This is a genomic window from Synechococcus sp. PCC 7336, from assembly GCF_000332275.1.
Lineage (GTDB): Bacteria > Cyanobacteriota > Cyanobacteriia > Thermostichales > PCC-7336 > PCC-7336.
In genome coordinates, this window is sequence record NZ_CM001776.1 from 320,640 (window position 1) to 337,241 (window position 16,602).

The 16,602-nt window shown below is 55.1% G+C and carries 13 protein-coding genes; 10 read left to right on the forward strand and 3 right to left on the reverse strand.

All coding sequences use genetic code 11. The annotated features are described in order from the left end of the window. The first annotated feature begins 123 nt into the window (after nt 1-123). From pssD to SYN7336_RS01640, 9 genes are all read left to right on the forward strand, one after another. A complete protein-coding gene (pssD, locus tag SYN7336_RS01600) occupies nt 124-576 on the forward strand; it encodes a PssD/Cps14F family polysaccharide biosynthesis glycosyltransferase (protein WP_026100599.1) in 453 nt (150 codons plus the stop codon). Between the two features lie 737 nt (nt 577-1,313). Continuing rightward, nucleotides 1,314-1,805, forward strand: coding sequence for a glycosyltransferase (locus SYN7336_RS01605; protein WP_083885629.1), 492 nt, complete (start codon nt 1,314-1,316; stop codon nt 1,803-1,805). Between the two features lie 43 nt (nt 1,806-1,848). Continuing rightward, nucleotides 1,849-3,906, forward strand: a complete 2,058-nt coding sequence (locus tag SYN7336_RS01610; protein WP_017324168.1) for a tyrosine-protein kinase domain-containing protein — start codon at nt 1,849-1,851, stop codon at nt 3,904-3,906. Then, a complete protein-coding gene (locus SYN7336_RS01615; protein ID WP_017324169.1) occupies nt 3,903-5,393 on the forward strand; it encodes an O-antigen ligase family protein in 1,491 nt (496 codons plus the stop codon). The genes SYN7336_RS01610 and SYN7336_RS01615 overlap by 4 nt, the downstream gene beginning before the upstream one ends. 79 nt (nt 5,394-5,472) lie before the next feature. Next, on the forward strand, nt 5,473-6,537 hold the full coding sequence (locus tag SYN7336_RS01620; protein ID WP_017324170.1) for a glycosyltransferase: 1,065 nt from the start codon (nt 5,473-5,475) through the stop codon (nt 6,535-6,537). Between the two features lie 2 nt (nt 6,538-6,539). Continuing rightward, on the forward strand, nt 6,540-7,820 hold the full coding sequence (locus SYN7336_RS01625; RefSeq protein ID WP_017324171.1) for a glycosyltransferase family 4 protein: 1,281 nt from the start codon (nt 6,540-6,542) through the stop codon (nt 7,818-7,820). Between the two features lie 54 nt (nt 7,821-7,874). Beyond that, the gene (locus SYN7336_RS01630; RefSeq protein WP_017324172.1) at nt 7,875-8,996 is read left to right on the forward strand and encodes a glycosyltransferase family 4 protein; all 1,122 of its coding nucleotides are present in this window, start codon (nt 7,875-7,877) and stop codon (nt 8,994-8,996) included. Continuing rightward, entirely contained in the window at nt 8,983-10,212 is a 1,230-nt protein-coding gene (locus SYN7336_RS01635) for a glycosyltransferase family 4 protein (RefSeq protein ID WP_017324173.1), read from the forward strand. The genes SYN7336_RS01630 and SYN7336_RS01635 overlap by 14 nt, the downstream gene beginning before the upstream one ends. Next, nucleotides 10,212-11,684, forward strand: a complete 1,473-nt coding sequence (locus SYN7336_RS01640) for an oligosaccharide flippase family protein (RefSeq protein ID WP_017324174.1) — start codon at nt 10,212-10,214, stop codon at nt 11,682-11,684. Before SYN7336_RS01635 ends, SYN7336_RS01640 begins: the two co-directional genes overlap by 1 nt. 147 nt (nt 11,685-11,831) lie before the next feature. On the opposite strand, the gene SYN7336_RS01645 is transcribed toward SYN7336_RS01640, so the two are convergent. The 3 genes from SYN7336_RS01645 to SYN7336_RS01655 all read right to left on the reverse strand — a co-directional run bounded on the left by SYN7336_RS01645 (nt 11,832) and on the right by SYN7336_RS01655 (nt 14,336). Further along, nucleotides 11,832-12,491 carry a hypothetical protein gene (locus SYN7336_RS01645; RefSeq protein WP_156819983.1) on the reverse strand — a complete coding sequence of 220 codons (660 nt, stop codon included), beginning with the start codon at nt 12,489-12,491 and terminating at the stop codon, nt 11,832-11,834. A 98-nt stretch (nt 12,492-12,589) separates the two neighbouring features. Next, a complete protein-coding gene (locus tag SYN7336_RS01650) occupies nt 12,590-13,558 on the reverse strand; it encodes an ABC transporter ATP-binding protein (protein ID WP_017324176.1) in 969 nt (322 codons plus the stop codon). Nucleotides 13,559-13,562: 4 nt separating this feature from the next. Continuing rightward, nucleotides 13,563-14,336 (reverse strand): ABC transporter permease, encoded by a 774-nt coding sequence (locus tag SYN7336_RS01655; RefSeq protein WP_017324177.1) that lies wholly within the window; start codon nt 14,334-14,336, stop codon nt 13,563-13,565. A gap of 228 nt (nt 14,337-14,564) precedes the next feature. Between SYN7336_RS01655 and SYN7336_RS01660 the strand changes: the two genes are divergently transcribed. Then, nucleotides 14,565-16,499 (forward strand): FAD-dependent oxidoreductase, encoded by a 1,935-nt coding sequence (locus tag SYN7336_RS01660; protein WP_017324178.1) that lies wholly within the window; start codon nt 14,565-14,567, stop codon nt 16,497-16,499. Nucleotides 16,500-16,602: the final 103 nt, after the last annotated feature.

Consider the following 16,602-nt stretch of genomic DNA (forward strand, 5'->3'; position numbering starts at 1 on the left):
AATTCCTTCGAAGTTGCTTGCTTTTGCGTTTAGGGGTGGATAGTTGTGATGGGCCAATATCTATCTAGCTTCTATTGCAAACTTCGAGGATGTTCCAACATGTTTTAGAGAGCGGTACAGGCCATGAAGTTATTACTAGCATGTACATCTGGCGGTCATTTTTCAACCATGTCTCGACTGAAAGAGTTTTGGAGCGGGCACGAGCGGGTCTGGGTTACAGACCTGAAGACAGACACCGAAAGCTTAAAAAGTTCAGGAGAGGTTGTTCGGTGGTTACCCTACCAAGCTCCCCGAGATTGGCAGAGCTTTTTGCACAATTTGCCCCAAGTGTATCGAATTCTGCGGCAAGAACAGCCAGCGGTTATCGTCTCCACTGGAGCTAGCATCGCGGTTGGCTTTGCAATTTGTGCGAAGTTGCTGGGCATTCGGTTTGTCTATGTTGAAAGTATTTCCCGCAGTCAAGAAATCAGCTTGACTGGCAAGTTAGTTTACCTGCTATCTCATGAATTTTACGTTCAGGATCCTGAGTTGTGCCAAAGATATTCAAAAGCACAGTTTAAGGGATATGTCGTCTGAGCTGCCGTCGACGCATGGAGAAGCAGGGGCCGGCGATCCTAAATTTGCCCAAAATGTGGATTGAATTGGGCATACACAATTCGTTGGTGTTACGCAATTCTTTTGAGTTAAACCGAGTCTAGTCTGAAACCTGTAGTTTTGATGAGACATCTATTAGTCCCTCTCACTAGCGCTGTCGATCGCTGTATTCGCCCCCTAAATCCCCCATTCTGGGGGACTTGGCGACAGTGCTAGCTGGGGTTTGGAGACGAGGAAGATGAACCGGCGAATCAGCGGTCATTAAAGTTGTAGAACGAAGCCAATACCTCTCACAAGTCCCCCACTGGTGGGGGATTTAGGGGGCCGAGTGCAACGCCTGAAAACTCCAGGTCTCAACATGGATGCGGTTTATTAGCATTGCAAAAACTAACTTCCGTATATAAAAAGTTTCTATTTTATTTAAAATTTAACACCAATACTAATATGCTGAGTATCAAATAGCCATGTCTGAATCGATTTCCCTGAGTCTGAAAGAGTCCTGCAAGGGAAGGGGCATAGTCAAGTAACCAGCCACCACGATCGTAAGTTGATTCAAAACAAGAAGTTCTCCATTAGGTTAAGGGATTATTAAGATATATGTTTGGAATTTTTCAAAATCAGTTTCTTCGTTTAAACCTGTTAATTAATGGCAGAGTCTATAGTGCCTGAATGTTGCTGGGGCTCAGCTTATATTTGTTGAGCTTAATCTTGTGGGGTTTATGGGGATGATCTTTGTCACGCTCGGGACTAGCCCTTACCCTTTCAATCGGGCAATCCAATGGCTGGAAGAACTTCACGATCGGGGGATACTAGCTCGCGATCGCCTCACGATCCAATATGGCAACAGCAAACTTGCCAAAGCTTTGGCACGCCACCCGCAGATTTCGGTCGAGGCAACTCTACCGCCCGATCGCTTTGTCGAAACTGTACGGCGATCGCAATTGGTCATTTCTCATGCGGGTCAAGGATCTGCATTTATGCTAGCTAAACAAGGGGCGAGCTTTGTGCTTCTGCCCAGGTTGGCTGAATACGGAGAGCATGTAGACAACCACCAATTATGGTTTGCCCAGCGCGTCGAGAAATTTGGCGTCAGGATGTGCGTCAACCTGGAACAGCTAGCGGCAGCCGTGGTCTCCCCACCTCCACCAGCGGACAAAGACTTTCTGCACGGACCGCTGTTGGCAGACCACTTGATTCGGGCTTATTCTTAGCTCTCGCCCCCGATCGCAAGTCAACAGGAGGAGATTGTTCTAGATGAACGGATTGGTTGCTGCAACCCTAAGACATTGGAAGCCACTGTTGGCCCTCAATACTGTCCTGTTTGGGATTACTGCCTACAATATCCTGGCCACCCCTCGATTTTGGCTGGCTCGGGCAGAGTTGATTGTGCCTCAGTCCAGTGCCGATCTCAGCGCCAACTTAGGAACACTGGGGGATCTCAACCAAGAGGGATTGAGCTTCTCCCAACAGCTGAATCCCCTCAATACGCTGTCTGCCATCATCACGAGCAACGACACCCTCAGCCGAGTCAGGGACAGCGATCCCGAACAGGAGGACTATCCTCGCTTGAAAACCTATCGCGATCTGTTCGAGGTGTCGCCGCAGTCCGAATCGACTGTGATTTCCATCGGCGTCGAGGGGTCGAGTGTCGAGCTGGCCCTAGAGCGAGCCAATCTACTGATGGCGACCTTTCAAGCACGATTGCAAGACTTGCGGGAGCAAGATGCCGAGCAGCGGGTTCAACTGCTGCAAGCTTCACTGCTGCAGGCCGAAGCCCAACTGAAAGAGGCTCAGCTCAATTTAGTTGACTTTCAAGAATCGTCCAATTTAGTTGACAGTGAAGGGCAAACTCAAGAAATTGTAGCGGCGATCGCCACTCTGACGACCTCTCGGGCAGAGGTGTTAGCCGAAGCTCGAGCCAGTGTAGCCCGGGCTCAGTCGCTATCTGGCCGCTTGGGCCTCAACCCCGATCGCGCGATCCAATTGCTGCGGCTTAACGATAATCCCAGCTTTCAATTGGCTCGCACTCGATTGGGAGAGGTAGAAACCAGCCTGACAGAACTCAAAGGTCGTTTTTTGGCAGACTCTCCCCACATCAAAGCGTTGGAGCGAGAACGCACCGGCTTGCTAGCTCAACTGGCGGTCTATCTCGCAGGGGAAGGCAACAGCGGCGAGCTCGACCTGCTCGCCGCTGGAGATGCTACCGAGTTGTTGCAAGCTCTCGTCTTGGCAGACAGCGAAGCAGTGGCTCAACAGCAGCAAGCCGATCTCCTGCAACAGCAAATCGATCGCCTCAATCAAAGCCTCAGTACCCTACCGGTTAACCAAGCTCGTCTGGCAGAGCTGCGCCAGCAATTTGCTGTTGCCGAGGGGGTCTACAACGGCCTCATCGCCCAGGTGGAAGAAACGAAGCTGAGCGCCTTCAGTACCTATCCCATCGTCCAGGTGCTGGAGCATCCCTATGCAGACAGCAAGCCCGCAGGTCCCTCCCGTCGAGTCATGGCTATGGGCGGATTGCTGGCTTCCGGGCTGGGCAGTGCTGCGATCGTCCTCCTAATGGAAGGGCGCAACCCTCTATTGGCACCCCGCGATATCGAGACCATCGATATCCCCGTTCTGGAAACAGTTCCCCAGTGGGATGCCCTAATCGGCAACCCAGACGTGCCGCTGCTGGAGCCGATGCGCGAATATCAGTGGTTAGCCTCAGATATCGAGGCTTTGCCGCTCGATCGTCGGTATTTGATGGTGGCGAGTGCAACTGCTGGAGAGGGGAAAACAACAACGGTGTTGGGGTTAGCAACAGCACTATCCAGTCTCGGGTTTCGGGTGCTGTTAGTGGATGGGGATTTCCATAAAGGGGAGCTGAGCCAAAAGCTGGGATGTGCTTGGCAAACCTCCAATCGGACGGAAGCCAGCAGTTTGGTCGATACCAATGTTGTGACAGTGCCAGTCAAGCCTGGCATTGACTTGGTCCCGAGTTTGCCGCTGGGAAGCGATACGGCCAAGTTTTTGGCACGAGGAGGGTTTGCCGAATACGTGCAACAGGCTCGGGCAACGGGCAATTACGACTACGTGCTTGTCGATAGTGCGCCTGTGGGGCTCACGAGTGAGGCAACGCTGATGGCACGAGCAATCGGCAACGTACTTATGGTGGTGCGACCGGGGACGAGTAACCGCGACCCGTTCTGCAACTCTATCGAGCAACTGCAACGTCACGGAGCCCGCATTCTCGGCATCGTCGTGAACGGAAAGCTGGCGAACCCAGCCAATTACTACCTGTATCGGCCCAAGCTAACGGAGGCAGCCTCGTGAACTCGTCAGTTGCTCCAACCGAAATCGCTAAAATCGCCCCTTCGACGGTTGCCGATCGCGGCTTATTTTCGTTTGTCTGGCTGCGGTGGAAAGCATTAACCCCAGCCGAGCGGGTCACCTGCGGGGCGATTGTCCTGATTCCGCTGTGGTGGCTGTGGGGGTGGAAGCATCTTTTGATTCTGCTGGCAATGACGTTAGTGGGACTGGACCTCAAGCGCAACGGCAAACTGCGTTGGCGGCGACCCAGCACCATCGTCCTCTCAGCTCTGGTTTTTGGCTGTTACGTACTCGTCAATCGTTTTTTCTACAACCAACTGACGGGTAGCTCGTTCAGTCCCAATTCCGTCCTGACAGTCCTGAACAGTTGGTTTGGATTTGCCATCCTCTTCTGGTACATCCAGAGCAAGCACATTCGCGTGCGCTGGCAGGTGGTGGCTTGGGCTTGCTCGGTGGTGGCGATCGCGATGCTGGCATTCTGGGCTGTCATTTACTTCGGCTTGCATCAGGGGGGCTATGCTCCACCGCGTTCGCTCTACGGCTTTTTGACAGGCAAGAGTTTGAGGTACGTGCCAGGGGCTGGCAATAGCAACTACCTGCTGTCCTACTTTCCCTACGACGAATCTCTCATTCCCGGCATGGTGCGATATATTTTCTTCCTGCCGGGGCCGGAGGCATTAGCGTTAGTGGCGGGGTTTTTCAGTTGTTTGGCTCTCGATCTCAAGCCTCGCCTTTGGTCGATCTCGCTGTTTGGCACGGCCATTTTTATCCTGTTGCTCAGCGGCACTCGCTCGGTGTTGGTGGCACTGCCGATTGCTTTGGCAATCCGCTACCTGTTCGTGACGAAACGGGTGTTGGGGCCGGGGGTGTTCTGCGCGATCGCCGCCGCCCTCAGTTTGGGCTTGTTGGCCTTTCCCGATGTGACTGGGCAAGTGATGGAGGCATTATCTGGGACAGCGACGGCAACAGCAGATTTTCGGGGAGATTCGACAGAGGTACGTCTAGAGATTTATCGCCAGACTTGGAATGCGATTGCTAATGCGCCCGATCTAACTTTGCTCTTCGGCCACACAGTCTCAGGGGAGACTGTATTGAGGGGATACGACCCCGCTAGGGTTGGCTCCCATAGTTTTTTACTAGGAACGCTGCTGTATCGAGCAGGATTGTTCGGAGCCACTATTTTTGCAACCTTCTGGATATCGTTGCTGGCATGGCTGTACCGCACTCGTGCCAGCCGCCCAATTTGTGTCTTGCCAACGCTAGTGTTGCTCAGCCTGACCTTTGTAGTGATGGAGTTAGAGATGCCAGTCATGCCGATTGTGTTGCTGTGTGTCTTAATGCTCCAGCCTGCGACGGTCTCGGGGTTGCGATCGCGATCGCGAGAACCCAGTTGGGATAGCTTGGGATGCTTGAGGTCTGCAAATCCGGTGCCACTTAATTCCGAACGGCTTGTTAGTCGGGAGGGAGGGCGATCTCGCAACCGATGGTAGTTCCACATCGAGTCGCGATCGCCTGCCAGTTGGGGCGAGAGGTCATTGCGGCAGGCAATTGCAGGTGTGAGGTGAAGTGATGCAGGCTGAATTCCCCATCCCAGTCCCCGCCCCAGTGGCTGCCAATGTGCTGGTCAGTGTCATGATTAGCAACTACAACTACGGACAATACATCGGTCAAGCGATCGACAGCGTCCTAGCCCAAACCTATCCCCACGTCGAGTTAATCGTAGTAGACGACGGTTCGGTGGATGGCTCCCGCCAGGCGATCGCCTCCTACGGCGATCGCCTCACCGCGATTTTTCAAGACAATTCCGGCCAGGGTCCGGCATTTACTGCCGGAATCGAGCGATCGCGCGGAGACATTATTTGTTTGCTCGATGCCGACGATTATTTCCATCCCCAAAAAGTCGCTCGGGTTGTGGAGGCATTCGCTCGGCATCCCGAGTGGGTGCAGTTGTCCCACGGGCGAGTCACCGTAGATAAAGATGGCGGCAAGATGGGTCGAGATCCCACGTTCTTCAATCGGGGCGATGTGCGCTCGTTGCTCTTGCAATACGGGCGCTATGCCTGGGCGGTCACGTCCGCACTCTCCTATCGGCGCTGGGTGCTCGAAACCGTTGCGCCTATCCCCGCCCGCCCCAAAGCCGCCGATACTTACTTGACTGCCACCGTGCCGTTTTTCGGCGAAGTGGGGGCGATCGCAGACCCACTCATGTACCGACGGCAACATGGCAACAACCGCCGCGCCAAATCCAACAACATCGATTATTTAATCGAACAACGCCAAGATTCGCGAGACTGCATCAATCGCGCGGCCGAGCTGACAGGACTGCGCGACCGTTTCGACATTGGGCGAGATGCAGACTATCTCAGCTATTTAGCGGCACAGCGAGGGCGGGGATCGCTCGCCGATTTTGCTAAAATTTTGCGCCTCACCCTCAGCGAAAGCTTGGCCCTCGGTCAAGCTACCAAAGATACTCTGGAGCGACTGCTGCGACGAGGCACCTGTGCTCTTGTCCCGGAACAAGGAAAACTCGTGATGGGCTTGGGACCGCGCCATTATTTGCGCTACAAGCTGACGGGAGAGGAACCCCAAAACCGCAAGCGATCGGCACCACCCACTCGCAAGGAGGTGGGGTAGCCATGCTCGGTCTCTCCGCCAAACTCTCGGCCTCTCCAGTCTCAACGACCCACCGCAAGCTCCTGATCGTCTCCCCCTATACTCACTCGTTGGGGGGCATGACCGTGAGCTTATCCCTGCTGATCGAGGGCTTTAAGCAGTTGGGCCTGGGAGATCGACTGAGGGTTGCGACCCGTCTGGGGTCGCTACAGGAACGCTATCTGGTCGCCGCCGGTCATGCGGACTGCTTGCAACCGCTGGTCGCGACTGGCTCGGGAGCATCCTTTCTGCGAATGGCGATGCAGTGGGTTCACCAACAGCCCCACTCCTGGCCTTTGCTATTGGATAACTGCGTTTGGCGCGATTACCCGCCCATCCTGATCCGAGAATCGCTTTTCCTACACCTGCATCGACGGCCCGTGTTCCACTTCTTTCACGATTTAGCACTCTCCTACAACCGGCTGGGCAACTGGGCTCGCAAGCTGGCGTTTACCTGTCTTTCACCAGGAGCAATCTGCAACTCTCACTTCACCGCCAGTCACATTCGCCAAAATTTTATGCGAGAGATTCGCGGAATTTTATATCAGCCCGTCGATACAGACCGATTTAGCCCCCGCCGCGATCGCCTTCCCCCAGATGCCCTCAGACCATTGCTAGACTCGGGAACTCCCATCTTGCTCACCCCCTCTCGCCTCAACAAACCTGGCATTGTCAACGACAAAAACTTGCGGGCGCTGATGCCGGTACTGGCAGCTTTAAAAGCGCGAGGAGAACGCTATCACAGTGTGGTGATTGGCGATGACGGCTCGAACGATGGCAGCTATACGCGAGACCTAGAGGCGATCTCCCGACAGCAAGGCGTCGCAGATTGCTTGACCCTTTTGCCCTCCGTCTTCGATATCGAGTGCTACTTTCCCTTTGCCGAAGCAGTGGTCGCCCTTGCCCCCCGCGAACCCTTCGGACGCACGGTGGTGGAGGCGATCGCCAGTGGCGTACCGGCGATCGGCAGCAATACGGGCGGAATTGCCGAAATTCTGAATAACTTTGCCCCGGCATGGACCGCGAGCCCCGACGATCCCCGAGGGGTGGCAGATCGAATTTTGAGTCTCAGAACCTCTCCAGCCGAGACCGATCGACGACTCCAAATCGGACAAGCATGGATCGCACAACATTGCCAGGTGACTCAATATGCCAAAGGCGTCATGGAGTTGACAGGTTTAGTCTCGCGCTCGTCCGACACAGACACCAACCATCCCCCTGACTTCGCCCACAATGCCACTCGGAACTTCAACGCCTCTGGCTAGGTCTGAGCCCACCGCATTGTCTTTCCCATTCACCTTCAATCCAGACCATCACCCATGCCAAAGGTCACGTTTCTCGCTGGCGATATCCCGCCCAAAACAGGGGGGGAATTCTATAACCACAAGGTGTACACCTACCTGAAGCAGTCGGGTTTGGCAGTGGAGTATATCAACCTCCACAAGCTTCGCTACCTGTTTAAACTCACCTGGATTCCGCTGCTGGGGAATATTGCGATCGCCCTTTGTCTGGCCGTTCTGGCCTTCGGTCGAGGCGATCGCCTGTTAGTCTTCGACCAATATTTTGCTGGATATCTAGTGGGGATGAACGCCATTCATCGCTGCTGGCATCGGGGCCAGAGTCTTGCGATTGTGCATCATTTCGATCGCTATGACAGCAGCGCCCCAGCCTCACTCGGGAAAACCTGCCGTGCCCTGGCCGAACGGCTAAAACTGATCTGGGCCTCCCAGATGATTACCAATAGCCAATATTCCCAACGGGAAATCGAGTCCCTCGGTTTTCCAGCGCAAAACATTACCATTCTTCCCCCCGGACTGGAGCAGAAAGTAGTAAATTCTGACAATCCCTCTCAACCATTGCAGTTGGAAAACCCGGCCATTTTATGTGTCGCCCACTGCATTCCTCGCAAAGGAATTTTGGAGTTAGTGGAAGCCTTTGCCACGATCGATCGTCAAAACTACGTCCTCCATATTGCAGGCAAAACCGATAAAGATGCCCGGTACTACCGCAAATTGCGATCGCGAGTGGAGAGCGCGGGTTTGGCTAATGCCGTCATCTTCCACGGCAGAACGGACGACAACACCCTCCATCAGCTCTATCAGCAATCCGATCTGTTTGTTCTGCCATCCTACAAAGAAGGCTTTGGCATCGTCTTGCTAGAGGCCATGCACTACGGTCTGCCGATTGTGGCCACCAACGTCACCGCCTTGCCAGAACTGGTGCGGGATGGCGAAACGGGGTTATTGGTTCCCCCTCAAAATTCACAGGCTTTGGCCGAAGCATTGCAAAAGCTGATCGATCGCCCCGATTTGCGCGCTCGTCTGGGACGCGCCGGTCGCCAGCAACTGCTCCCCAACTATGACTGGGATCGAACTGGAGCAAAATTTCTATCTATCGTGCAAACCCTTACCCCCCAATTGAACGTCCGTGCCAGTCTCTAACTCCGTCCAATCGACTACCACCAGAGGCGATCGCACTGCCACCCCAGACATTTTGGTCGTCACTCGCACCTTTTTACCGAAGGAAGGGGGCATCGAAGAGTATGTCTACAACCGCTGCCTGCAAGATCCCGGTCGCATTGTGGTGCTGGCTGCCAGTTGTCCGGGAGACAGCGAGTTCGATCGCCAACAGCCCTTTAGCGTGCATCGCTGGCCCATGCCAGCCTGGTTGAGATCGACGGGTCAATTCGGCAGTCTGCTCGCGCAAGTGTTTTCGATGCTGGGAGCGCTGCTGCTGGGACTCCTGCTGTTTTTCCGCTATCGCTATCGCTACATTGAATGGGCACACGGGTTCGATTTTCCCTCCCTGCTCCTGCTGGGATATCTCCTGCCGGTTCGATATTTCGTCTACCTGCACGGCAACGATCTCCTGTGTCCCCTACGCCATGCGGGGCTGAAGTTGCTGTTTGCCCACACTTTAGAGCGGGCTAGCGGCCTAGTGTGTAACAGTGCATTCACCTCGAATTACCTGCGGGAATGCGCTCCAGTTTCCACTCCCACCTACGTTATTCATCCCATTGTGAGGACAGACAAATTTGGCCCTCCTCTAAGGGATGCAGAACTCGCCGATCTGCGACAGCAAATCCGGGGCCACTACGGAATTCCGTCTGACGCGATCGCGATTTTGTCGGTGGGTCGGCTAATCCCCAGAAAGGGGTTTGGCAGCGTTGTCGAACTCCTGCCGCAGCTTCTGGCAGCCGGAATCGACGTTCACTACATCCTCTGCGGTCGGGGATCGATGGAAGCCGATTTACGCAGCCAGGTAGACCGATTGGAACTCGGCGATCGCGTTCATTTCGCTGGTTTTGTACCCGACGCCGAACTTGCTGGATACTACGCCGCTAGCGATATTTTTGCCATGCTGACCTTCTTTGAAACCCAAGCAGCCAGTATTGAAGGTTTTGGCATTGTCTACCGCGAAGCCGGGTACTTCGGCAAACCCGTCCTCGCCAGTCGAGTGGGTGGAGTGGCGGATGCGGTCATCCATAACGAAACTGGATTTTTGGTCGAGCCGAACGATCCCGAGGCTAGCGTTGAAGCTTTGCTGCACCTCTGTAGAAGCCCCGAACTGCGTCAGAGATTGGGCGATCGCGGTCGGGAGCTAGCCCAGAGCACTATCCCCCACAGCCGACTGTACGAATCTGAGGGGTTTGACTAATGGCAAAGGCAACCGCAGCAAACATTGCCAAAAGTAGTCTGTGGCTGACCGCCAGTTTTGTCTTGGCCAAGTGCTTGCAGTTACTGGCCCAGATCGTTTTGGCCCGACTCTTGATGCCGGAGGATTTTGGCATCTGGGGCATGGTGCTGGTGGTTACGGCTCTGGCGGGGTTATTCAAGGACGCCACAGTTGCGGGAGTTCTCATCCAAAGGGGGCTCGCGGATAAAACCACGGTCAATACGGTTTACAGCTTGGGGGTTTCCCTCTCTGTCCTCATGTTCCTGCTGCAATCCGCGCTCGGCTATCCCCTCTCCCTGTTTTTTGACCAGCCCCTCGTTTTTCCGCTCGCCACTTGTGCAGCCTTCACGTTTCTGATTGGGGCTGGGGCTGGGGCACATGGGGCCGTGTTGCAGCGCCAGATGAAGTTTCGGGAGTTAGCTCTATCTCAATCTGTGGCGGGGTTGGCACGGATGGGCGTGGCGATCGCTGTGGCCGCCTCGGGAGCTGGGGTATGGGCTTTTGTCGCCGCAGAACTGGCTTCAATAACCACCAGCAGTATTTTGCGTCGCAGCTTGAGTGGATATCGCTTTGACTATCAGCTTTTACCCAATGCCGAAGCCTTCCGAAACGTGCGCAGCTACATCGGCAGCTCGATTGGGATTAATCTCGCCGTCTATACCAATACCAACAGTGACAACATGATTGTGGGTCGGCTGTTGGGGGCACAGTCTCTGGGCTTCTACAACTTGGCCTATCAGTTGGCGATGATGCCGACCTTTGTGCTGTCTCAGGTGAATCGCGTCAGTTTTTCTGTGCTGTCCCAACAAACGGGACAGGATCGACAACATTACGTCTGTCGATCGCTCGAACTCTATGCCATGCTGTCGGCTCCCGTTTACGGCGTCGCCTATGCGATCGCCCCTTGGCTCATTCCCCAATTGTATGGAGCCGAATGGACCCCTGCTGTGCTGCTCTTTCAGATCGTGCTGATTTTTGCCTATACACGCGGTTTCATGTCAATTTTAGGCACTACGTTGAATGCGATCGACCGGCCCGAACTGAATGCGAAGATCAATTGGGCTTTGGTCCCCCTATCTATTCCCGCGTTTTTCATTGGGGCGCGATTGGGCGGCATCCAAGGGGTCGCGATGTCAGTGGCTCTAGTGATGGGCATTGGGGCCAGCGTTTGGTTTTGGCTCGCAACCTGTCGAGCCACTGGCTGGAGTGAGGTGACAGTCTTCAAACCGGTCGTCATTCCCACAGTCTCCATCGGTTCTGCTATCGGAATGAGCCATCCGATCCAGTTGAATTTAAATCTATCCCCAGGGATTCAGCCGCTGTTAGTCCTCGTGGGCTATATCGTTATTGCGGGTATTCTGTCGAAAGGCAAGGCATTCTCAGTCTTAATCGACACTGGCAAGCGCGTCTTTAACCTATCGCCCAAGCCTCTAGAGAAAAACACCTCTTCCTAGTCTTAAAACTCACCTGAACCTCAACTATTTTGAGACCTAGAGTGTTTAGGCGTTGCATCCGGTCCCCTAGATCCCCCACCAGTGGGGGACTTATGAGAGTCTGTTGGCTTCGTTCTACAACTTTAAGGACTTTTGACATTTCCCGACTCATACGTTCCTGCAATGCTTATCGAGTCTAGAGCCCACTGCAAATGTCGCGGTGCTGGAGAAATAGGACAGCCAACTTACGATACCCACTAGCTTCGCCCCATCCTCAAATAGATAGAGGTCCAAGTCGGAAGGAAGAAGCAAATCCAAAGTGCTCGAAACTCCAAAAAAGACTAAAGCCATTCCTAATAAGATGTACTCTGTTTGCCAAATTACCGGATAGAACTTAACCAGATAGAACAGTAAAAATCCAGCATAGCTAACAAAGACAGCTTTTTCGGGTACGCCGATAGAAGGGAAGAAACCTTCGTGAAGCAGGAAGACATCGTCAAGGCCGAGGACCAATGTCAGCAGCCCTGAAACAAACAGAAAGCGGTTGATTTTGAGACTGTCGGCGCGCCCTGAGAGGAGCTTGGCGCTCAACATGCAGACGGCTGCTGAAGCAGACCACAATAAGAGACCTATTTGAGAGAGAAAACCTGTATAGAGAGGAGCTTCGAGGATGGCAGTTGGATCGCGAGTGAGCGAACCGATGGGGATTCCTTGCCAAAAATGTAAGAGCAAGACTACGCCTATAGGGACTGCCGAAACCGCTAGAACTAAACCGATCGTCCGCCAACTCGATCTGCAGTGCTTGGGAGGGGAAGGCAATGATTGCATGTTCTAGAGTTCCTACAGGCTGAAAAAGCTGCCCAACGATTGATTGACCCTCATTCTGTCTTACCCCCCTCCACGGGGTAAAAGATTACTTCTAGCCCCTACAGCATGAGGCCGTCGGGGAGCAATTGCTCCCAGGCAATCGCGATCGCCTCTCGTGCCTCAACTGTTGGGGCAATCCCTGGCTGAGTCACTTCGAGATAGATATGTTCTAGGCGCACCGGCTGCCTCGCCACCGAGGTGAGCGGAATCCCCTCAAAGTGAGACAGGATTTGGGGTAAATCGAGTGCCTCGGGCAGCCAGAAGGCTAAGTCGCCGCCGTAGTAGCGGTGTGCCCAGCCCAACTGGTCGGCGCGGGCGATCGCCCGATCGGGTGCGGGGGTCTCGACAATGGCTAACTCGCTGGCCCGGATGTGCTGGCGCAATTCCTCTAACGACCCTTCGGCCAGGATGTGGCCCTGTTTGAGAATGCCGATGCGGTGGCAGAGCCGTTCGGCTTCGTCGAGCAGGTGGGTGGTGAGCAGAACCGTGGTGCCGTTGCGTTCGAGCTGCTGGATTAAGTGCCAAATGTCGTAGCGGGCCTCGATGTCTAAGCCCGTGGTGGGCTCGTCCAGAATGACGAGCTTGGGTTGGTGAACCAGGGCGATCGCAATGCTGAGGCGACGCTGCATACCGCCGCTAAGGGTCTCGACCGTGCTGTGGGCGCGATCGCCTAATTTCACGGCTTCTAAACAGGCGCGAATCCGCTGTCGCCGTTGGGCTGTGGGAAGACCGTAAATGCGGGCAAAAAAGTCTAAATTCTCGGCACAGGTGAGGCTGCGGTAGAGCAGATTGTCTTGGGGGGCAATCCCCACCAGTGCTTTGGTGGCATCTGACACCCGCTGACCGTCCAGCAAGACCCAACCGCTATCCAGTTGCAGCAGATTGCAAATGATGTTGATGGTTGTAGTTTTGCCTGACCCATTCGGACCGAGCAGCCCGTAAATTTCTCCGGGGCGCACCTGCAGGGAGAGGGCTTTGAGCACGGAGCGATCGCCGTACCGTTTAGTCACATTACAGAGCTGCAACATCGCGCTACAACCTCTGTTCCACTTGCAACATGCGGCGATAAGAATGCCATCCGGCCCCCAGCATGGCGATCGCAAACACCGCCAAAAAGTAGAAGTGAGGGGCAATCTCCCTCCACAGGGGAGCAGCGGCGGTGGCCCCCAGCAGTGCCTCGTTCATGTGATAGATGGGGTTGAAGCGGGCGATATCCAACAGGATTTGGGGAAATAGCGACGCCGGTAAAAACGTGCCGCCCAGAATCAACAGGGGCACTCCAAACGTTGCCACCAAGGCATTCACATCCTCCGTGCGGCGGGCAAATTGGGTACCCAACACGAACCCCACCCCCACATAGGCGGCAATACTCAGCAACACGATCGCCAAACTCAGCCACCAAGAGCCCGAAAACTGCGCTCCGGCGATCGCCGCCACCGCCGCCACCAGCAGCGTTTGCCCCAAACCAATGCCGGTGTGGGCCAGAAAAATGCCCAAGAAATAGGACGTGCCACTCAAGGGAGAGACAAACAACCGCTTCAGGGTGCGCTGCTCCCGCTCCGCCACCACCGTCGCCACACTGCCCCCCAGACAACTAAAAAACAGCGCCGCCCCCACCAACGTCACCGGAGCCGCCAATGCGAAGGCCGCCCCCCGTTCCAACTGAGCTCGTTCGGCCAAAATCAGTCCGTTGAGCCACAGGACGGCGATCGGAAACACCCCCCAAAACACCAAGCTGCGCCGTCGCCGCAGCAACTCGATCGCAATCCGCCGCGCCACGGCAACTGTTTCGCGCCAATATTTCACAAGTCCGCTCGTACTCCCGCTGCAAACTGGACGGCGATCGCTTTCAGCACCCGACAAAACCGCAGGTATTGTGAAGCTTGCCTGAAACAACCGAATAATTTGGGTATGGTGAGCCTTAATCCTCTTTAAGTTAGCGAAAATCGCCGAGCTTGGCCTCGATCTGCCGGACTGACCGACGCGATCGCTCCTTTCTGTTGTCCCCATCCTTCGTCACTTTCGTTTTTGCACATGCGCCATTCCTCTGACGCGATTCCCTCTCAATTCTCCCGCCGCCACTTTTTGCAGCTTGCAGGCATCACCGCCGCCACCGGAACGCTCGGATATTCCCGCCTTCACAAGCCGCAGCCCTATCAGCACCAACAGGATGCGATCGCACTGCCCTCCAGCCTCACCACCCCCAAAACCGCTGTGGTGGTGGGAGCCGGGTTGGCCGGGTTAGCAGCGGCCTACGAACTCAGCAAGCGCGGATTTAGCGTCACCCTGCTGGAGAAATCGCCGCAGTTGGGGGGCAAAATCGCCAGTTGGCCCATTCGCGCAGGCGACGAGCAATTTCATATGGAACATGGGTTCCACGGCTTCTTTCCCCAGTATTACAACCTCAAAAGCATTGAAACGGAGCTGAATATTCGCCAGAATTTCGTCTCCCTCGACTCCTATGCGGTGGTGTATCGCGACACCTACAAAGCCGAAATTTTCCGCCCCAGCCATTCCGCCTTTCCGTGGAATGTGGTGGATTTGGGGCTGTCCTCTCGGAATGCGCTGCGTTGGGGCATTAACCTAACCGAGCCCGACCATTGGAAGGTGTTTCGGGAAATTGCCGGATTTCAACCGGTGAAAAGCTACGATCGCCTCGACGATATGTCGGTGGCCGATTGGGTCAGCGGCGAGTTCCCCCGAGGTCTCTACGACCTTTACTTTCTGCCCTTCGCCAAATCCAGCCTCAACGCCCCCGATCGCCTCAGTGCAGGGGAGCTGATGCAGTTTTTCCACTTCTACTTTTTTGGCAACCCAGAGGGGCTAGCGTTTGAGGGGACGCGGCAGGATATGGGTCGCAGTTTGGTGGACCCGATCGCCGATTTCGTGCGGGACAGTGGCGGCAGGATTCTCACTGATGTGACAGTGAGCGGCGTGACCTGGCAGGACGGACGCATTGCTGCTCTCGACTACGAAACCGGGAGTGGTGTGACCGATGTGCCCTTTTGGGTCAGTCGCAATGGCTCGTTAAGTCAGGGAGCGCGCGCTTATTACGGGGCGGGCGATGATGTTTATGTCCTCACGGAAGGCGGCGATCGCGCGATCGGCCTCACCTGCACCCACCAGGGCTGCACCGTGCAAGCGAGTGAAGACGGCCTCTTTCGCTGTCCCTGCCACGGAGCCAGCTTCGATGCCAGCGGCACAGTCGTCAGCGGTCCGGCCCAGCGAGATTTGGAGACCTTTGAGGTGACGGCCAAACGTCCGGGGGAGGTGCAGTTGGTGGGAGCGCGTCCCCAGGCCAAGCAGGTGGAAACCATCGCGGCTGATTATTACGTGTTTGCGACCGACGTACCGGGGGTGAAGCAGCTCTTTTCGCTGTCGAAAGGGGATGTGAATGCCGAGCTGGCCAGTCGGATAGAGGAGTTGGCGATCGCCGATCCGTTTGCGGTTATGCGCCTCTGGTTCGATCGCGACTTCGAATGGGAATACAGTGCTTTTACCTCGCTCTCGGGCTATCGCCTCACCGACAGTATTACGCTCTACCACCGCATCCAGCAGGATTATATCGAGTGGGCGGAGCGCACGGGGGGCAGCGTGGTGGAGCTGCATGCCTATTGCTATAAAGAGGCAGAGTTCCCCACACAGCAGGAGATTATGGACACCTTCGAGCGGGAACTGTACGAAATTGTTCCGGTGCTAAAGGAGGCCAACATCCTGCACCGAGAATTAGTCAACCAGAAAAACTTTTCCGGCTATCCCCCCGGTAGCTTTGCTGGGCGACCCGAAACGGCAACTGCTGTGCCCAATCTCGTGTTTGCTGGCGATTGGGTTAAGATGCCGTTTCCCTGTGGCTTGATGGAGCGAGCTACGAGTAGTGGCTTGTTGGCGGCGAATGAGATTTTGCACCGAGAGGGCTTGCAGCGACGGGTGTTGTTGAGCGTGATGCCGTCAGGGGTTTTGCAGATTTAAGTGACGGTTTGAGTTATTGAATGGGCGGAATCTTCCCGGTCGGAATGGCTGTCATCCTCCTGCTGGTGATTGCGTGCATTTTAGGTGGTGAAAGAGATCGACC

What these genes read in the sequence shown, in the direction of transcription:
- SYN7336_RS01620 (WP_017324170.1), top strand. Translation starts at nt 5,473, where the DNA reads ATGCAGGCTGAATTCCCCATCCCAGTCCCCGCCCCAGTGGCTGCCAAT.
- SYN7336_RS01645 (WP_156819983.1), bottom strand. Translation starts at nt 12,491, where the DNA reads ATGCAATCATTGCCTTCCCCTCCCAAGCACTGCAGATCGAGTTGGCGG.
- SYN7336_RS01610 (WP_017324168.1), top strand. Translation starts at nt 1,849, where the DNA reads ATGAACGGATTGGTTGCTGCAACCCTAAGACATTGGAAGCCACTGTTG.
- SYN7336_RS01650 (WP_017324176.1), bottom strand. Translation starts at nt 13,558, where the DNA reads ATGTTGCAGCTCTGTAATGTGACTAAACGGTACGGCGATCGCTCCGTG.
- SYN7336_RS01640 (WP_017324174.1), top strand. Translation starts at nt 10,212, where the DNA reads ATGGCAAAGGCAACCGCAGCAAACATTGCCAAAAGTAGTCTGTGGCTG.
- SYN7336_RS01630 (WP_017324172.1), top strand. Translation starts at nt 7,875, where the DNA reads ATGCCAAAGGTCACGTTTCTCGCTGGCGATATCCCGCCCAAAACAGGG.
- pssD (WP_026100599.1), top strand. Translation starts at nt 124, where the DNA reads ATGAAGTTATTACTAGCATGTACATCTGGCGGTCATTTTTCAACCATG.
- SYN7336_RS01660 (WP_017324178.1), top strand. Translation starts at nt 14,565, where the DNA reads ATGCGCCATTCCTCTGACGCGATTCCCTCTCAATTCTCCCGCCGCCAC.
- SYN7336_RS01605 (WP_083885629.1), top strand. Translation starts at nt 1,314, where the DNA reads ATGGGGATGATCTTTGTCACGCTCGGGACTAGCCCTTACCCTTTCAAT.
- SYN7336_RS01625 (WP_017324171.1), top strand. Translation starts at nt 6,540, where the DNA reads ATGCTCGGTCTCTCCGCCAAACTCTCGGCCTCTCCAGTCTCAACGACC.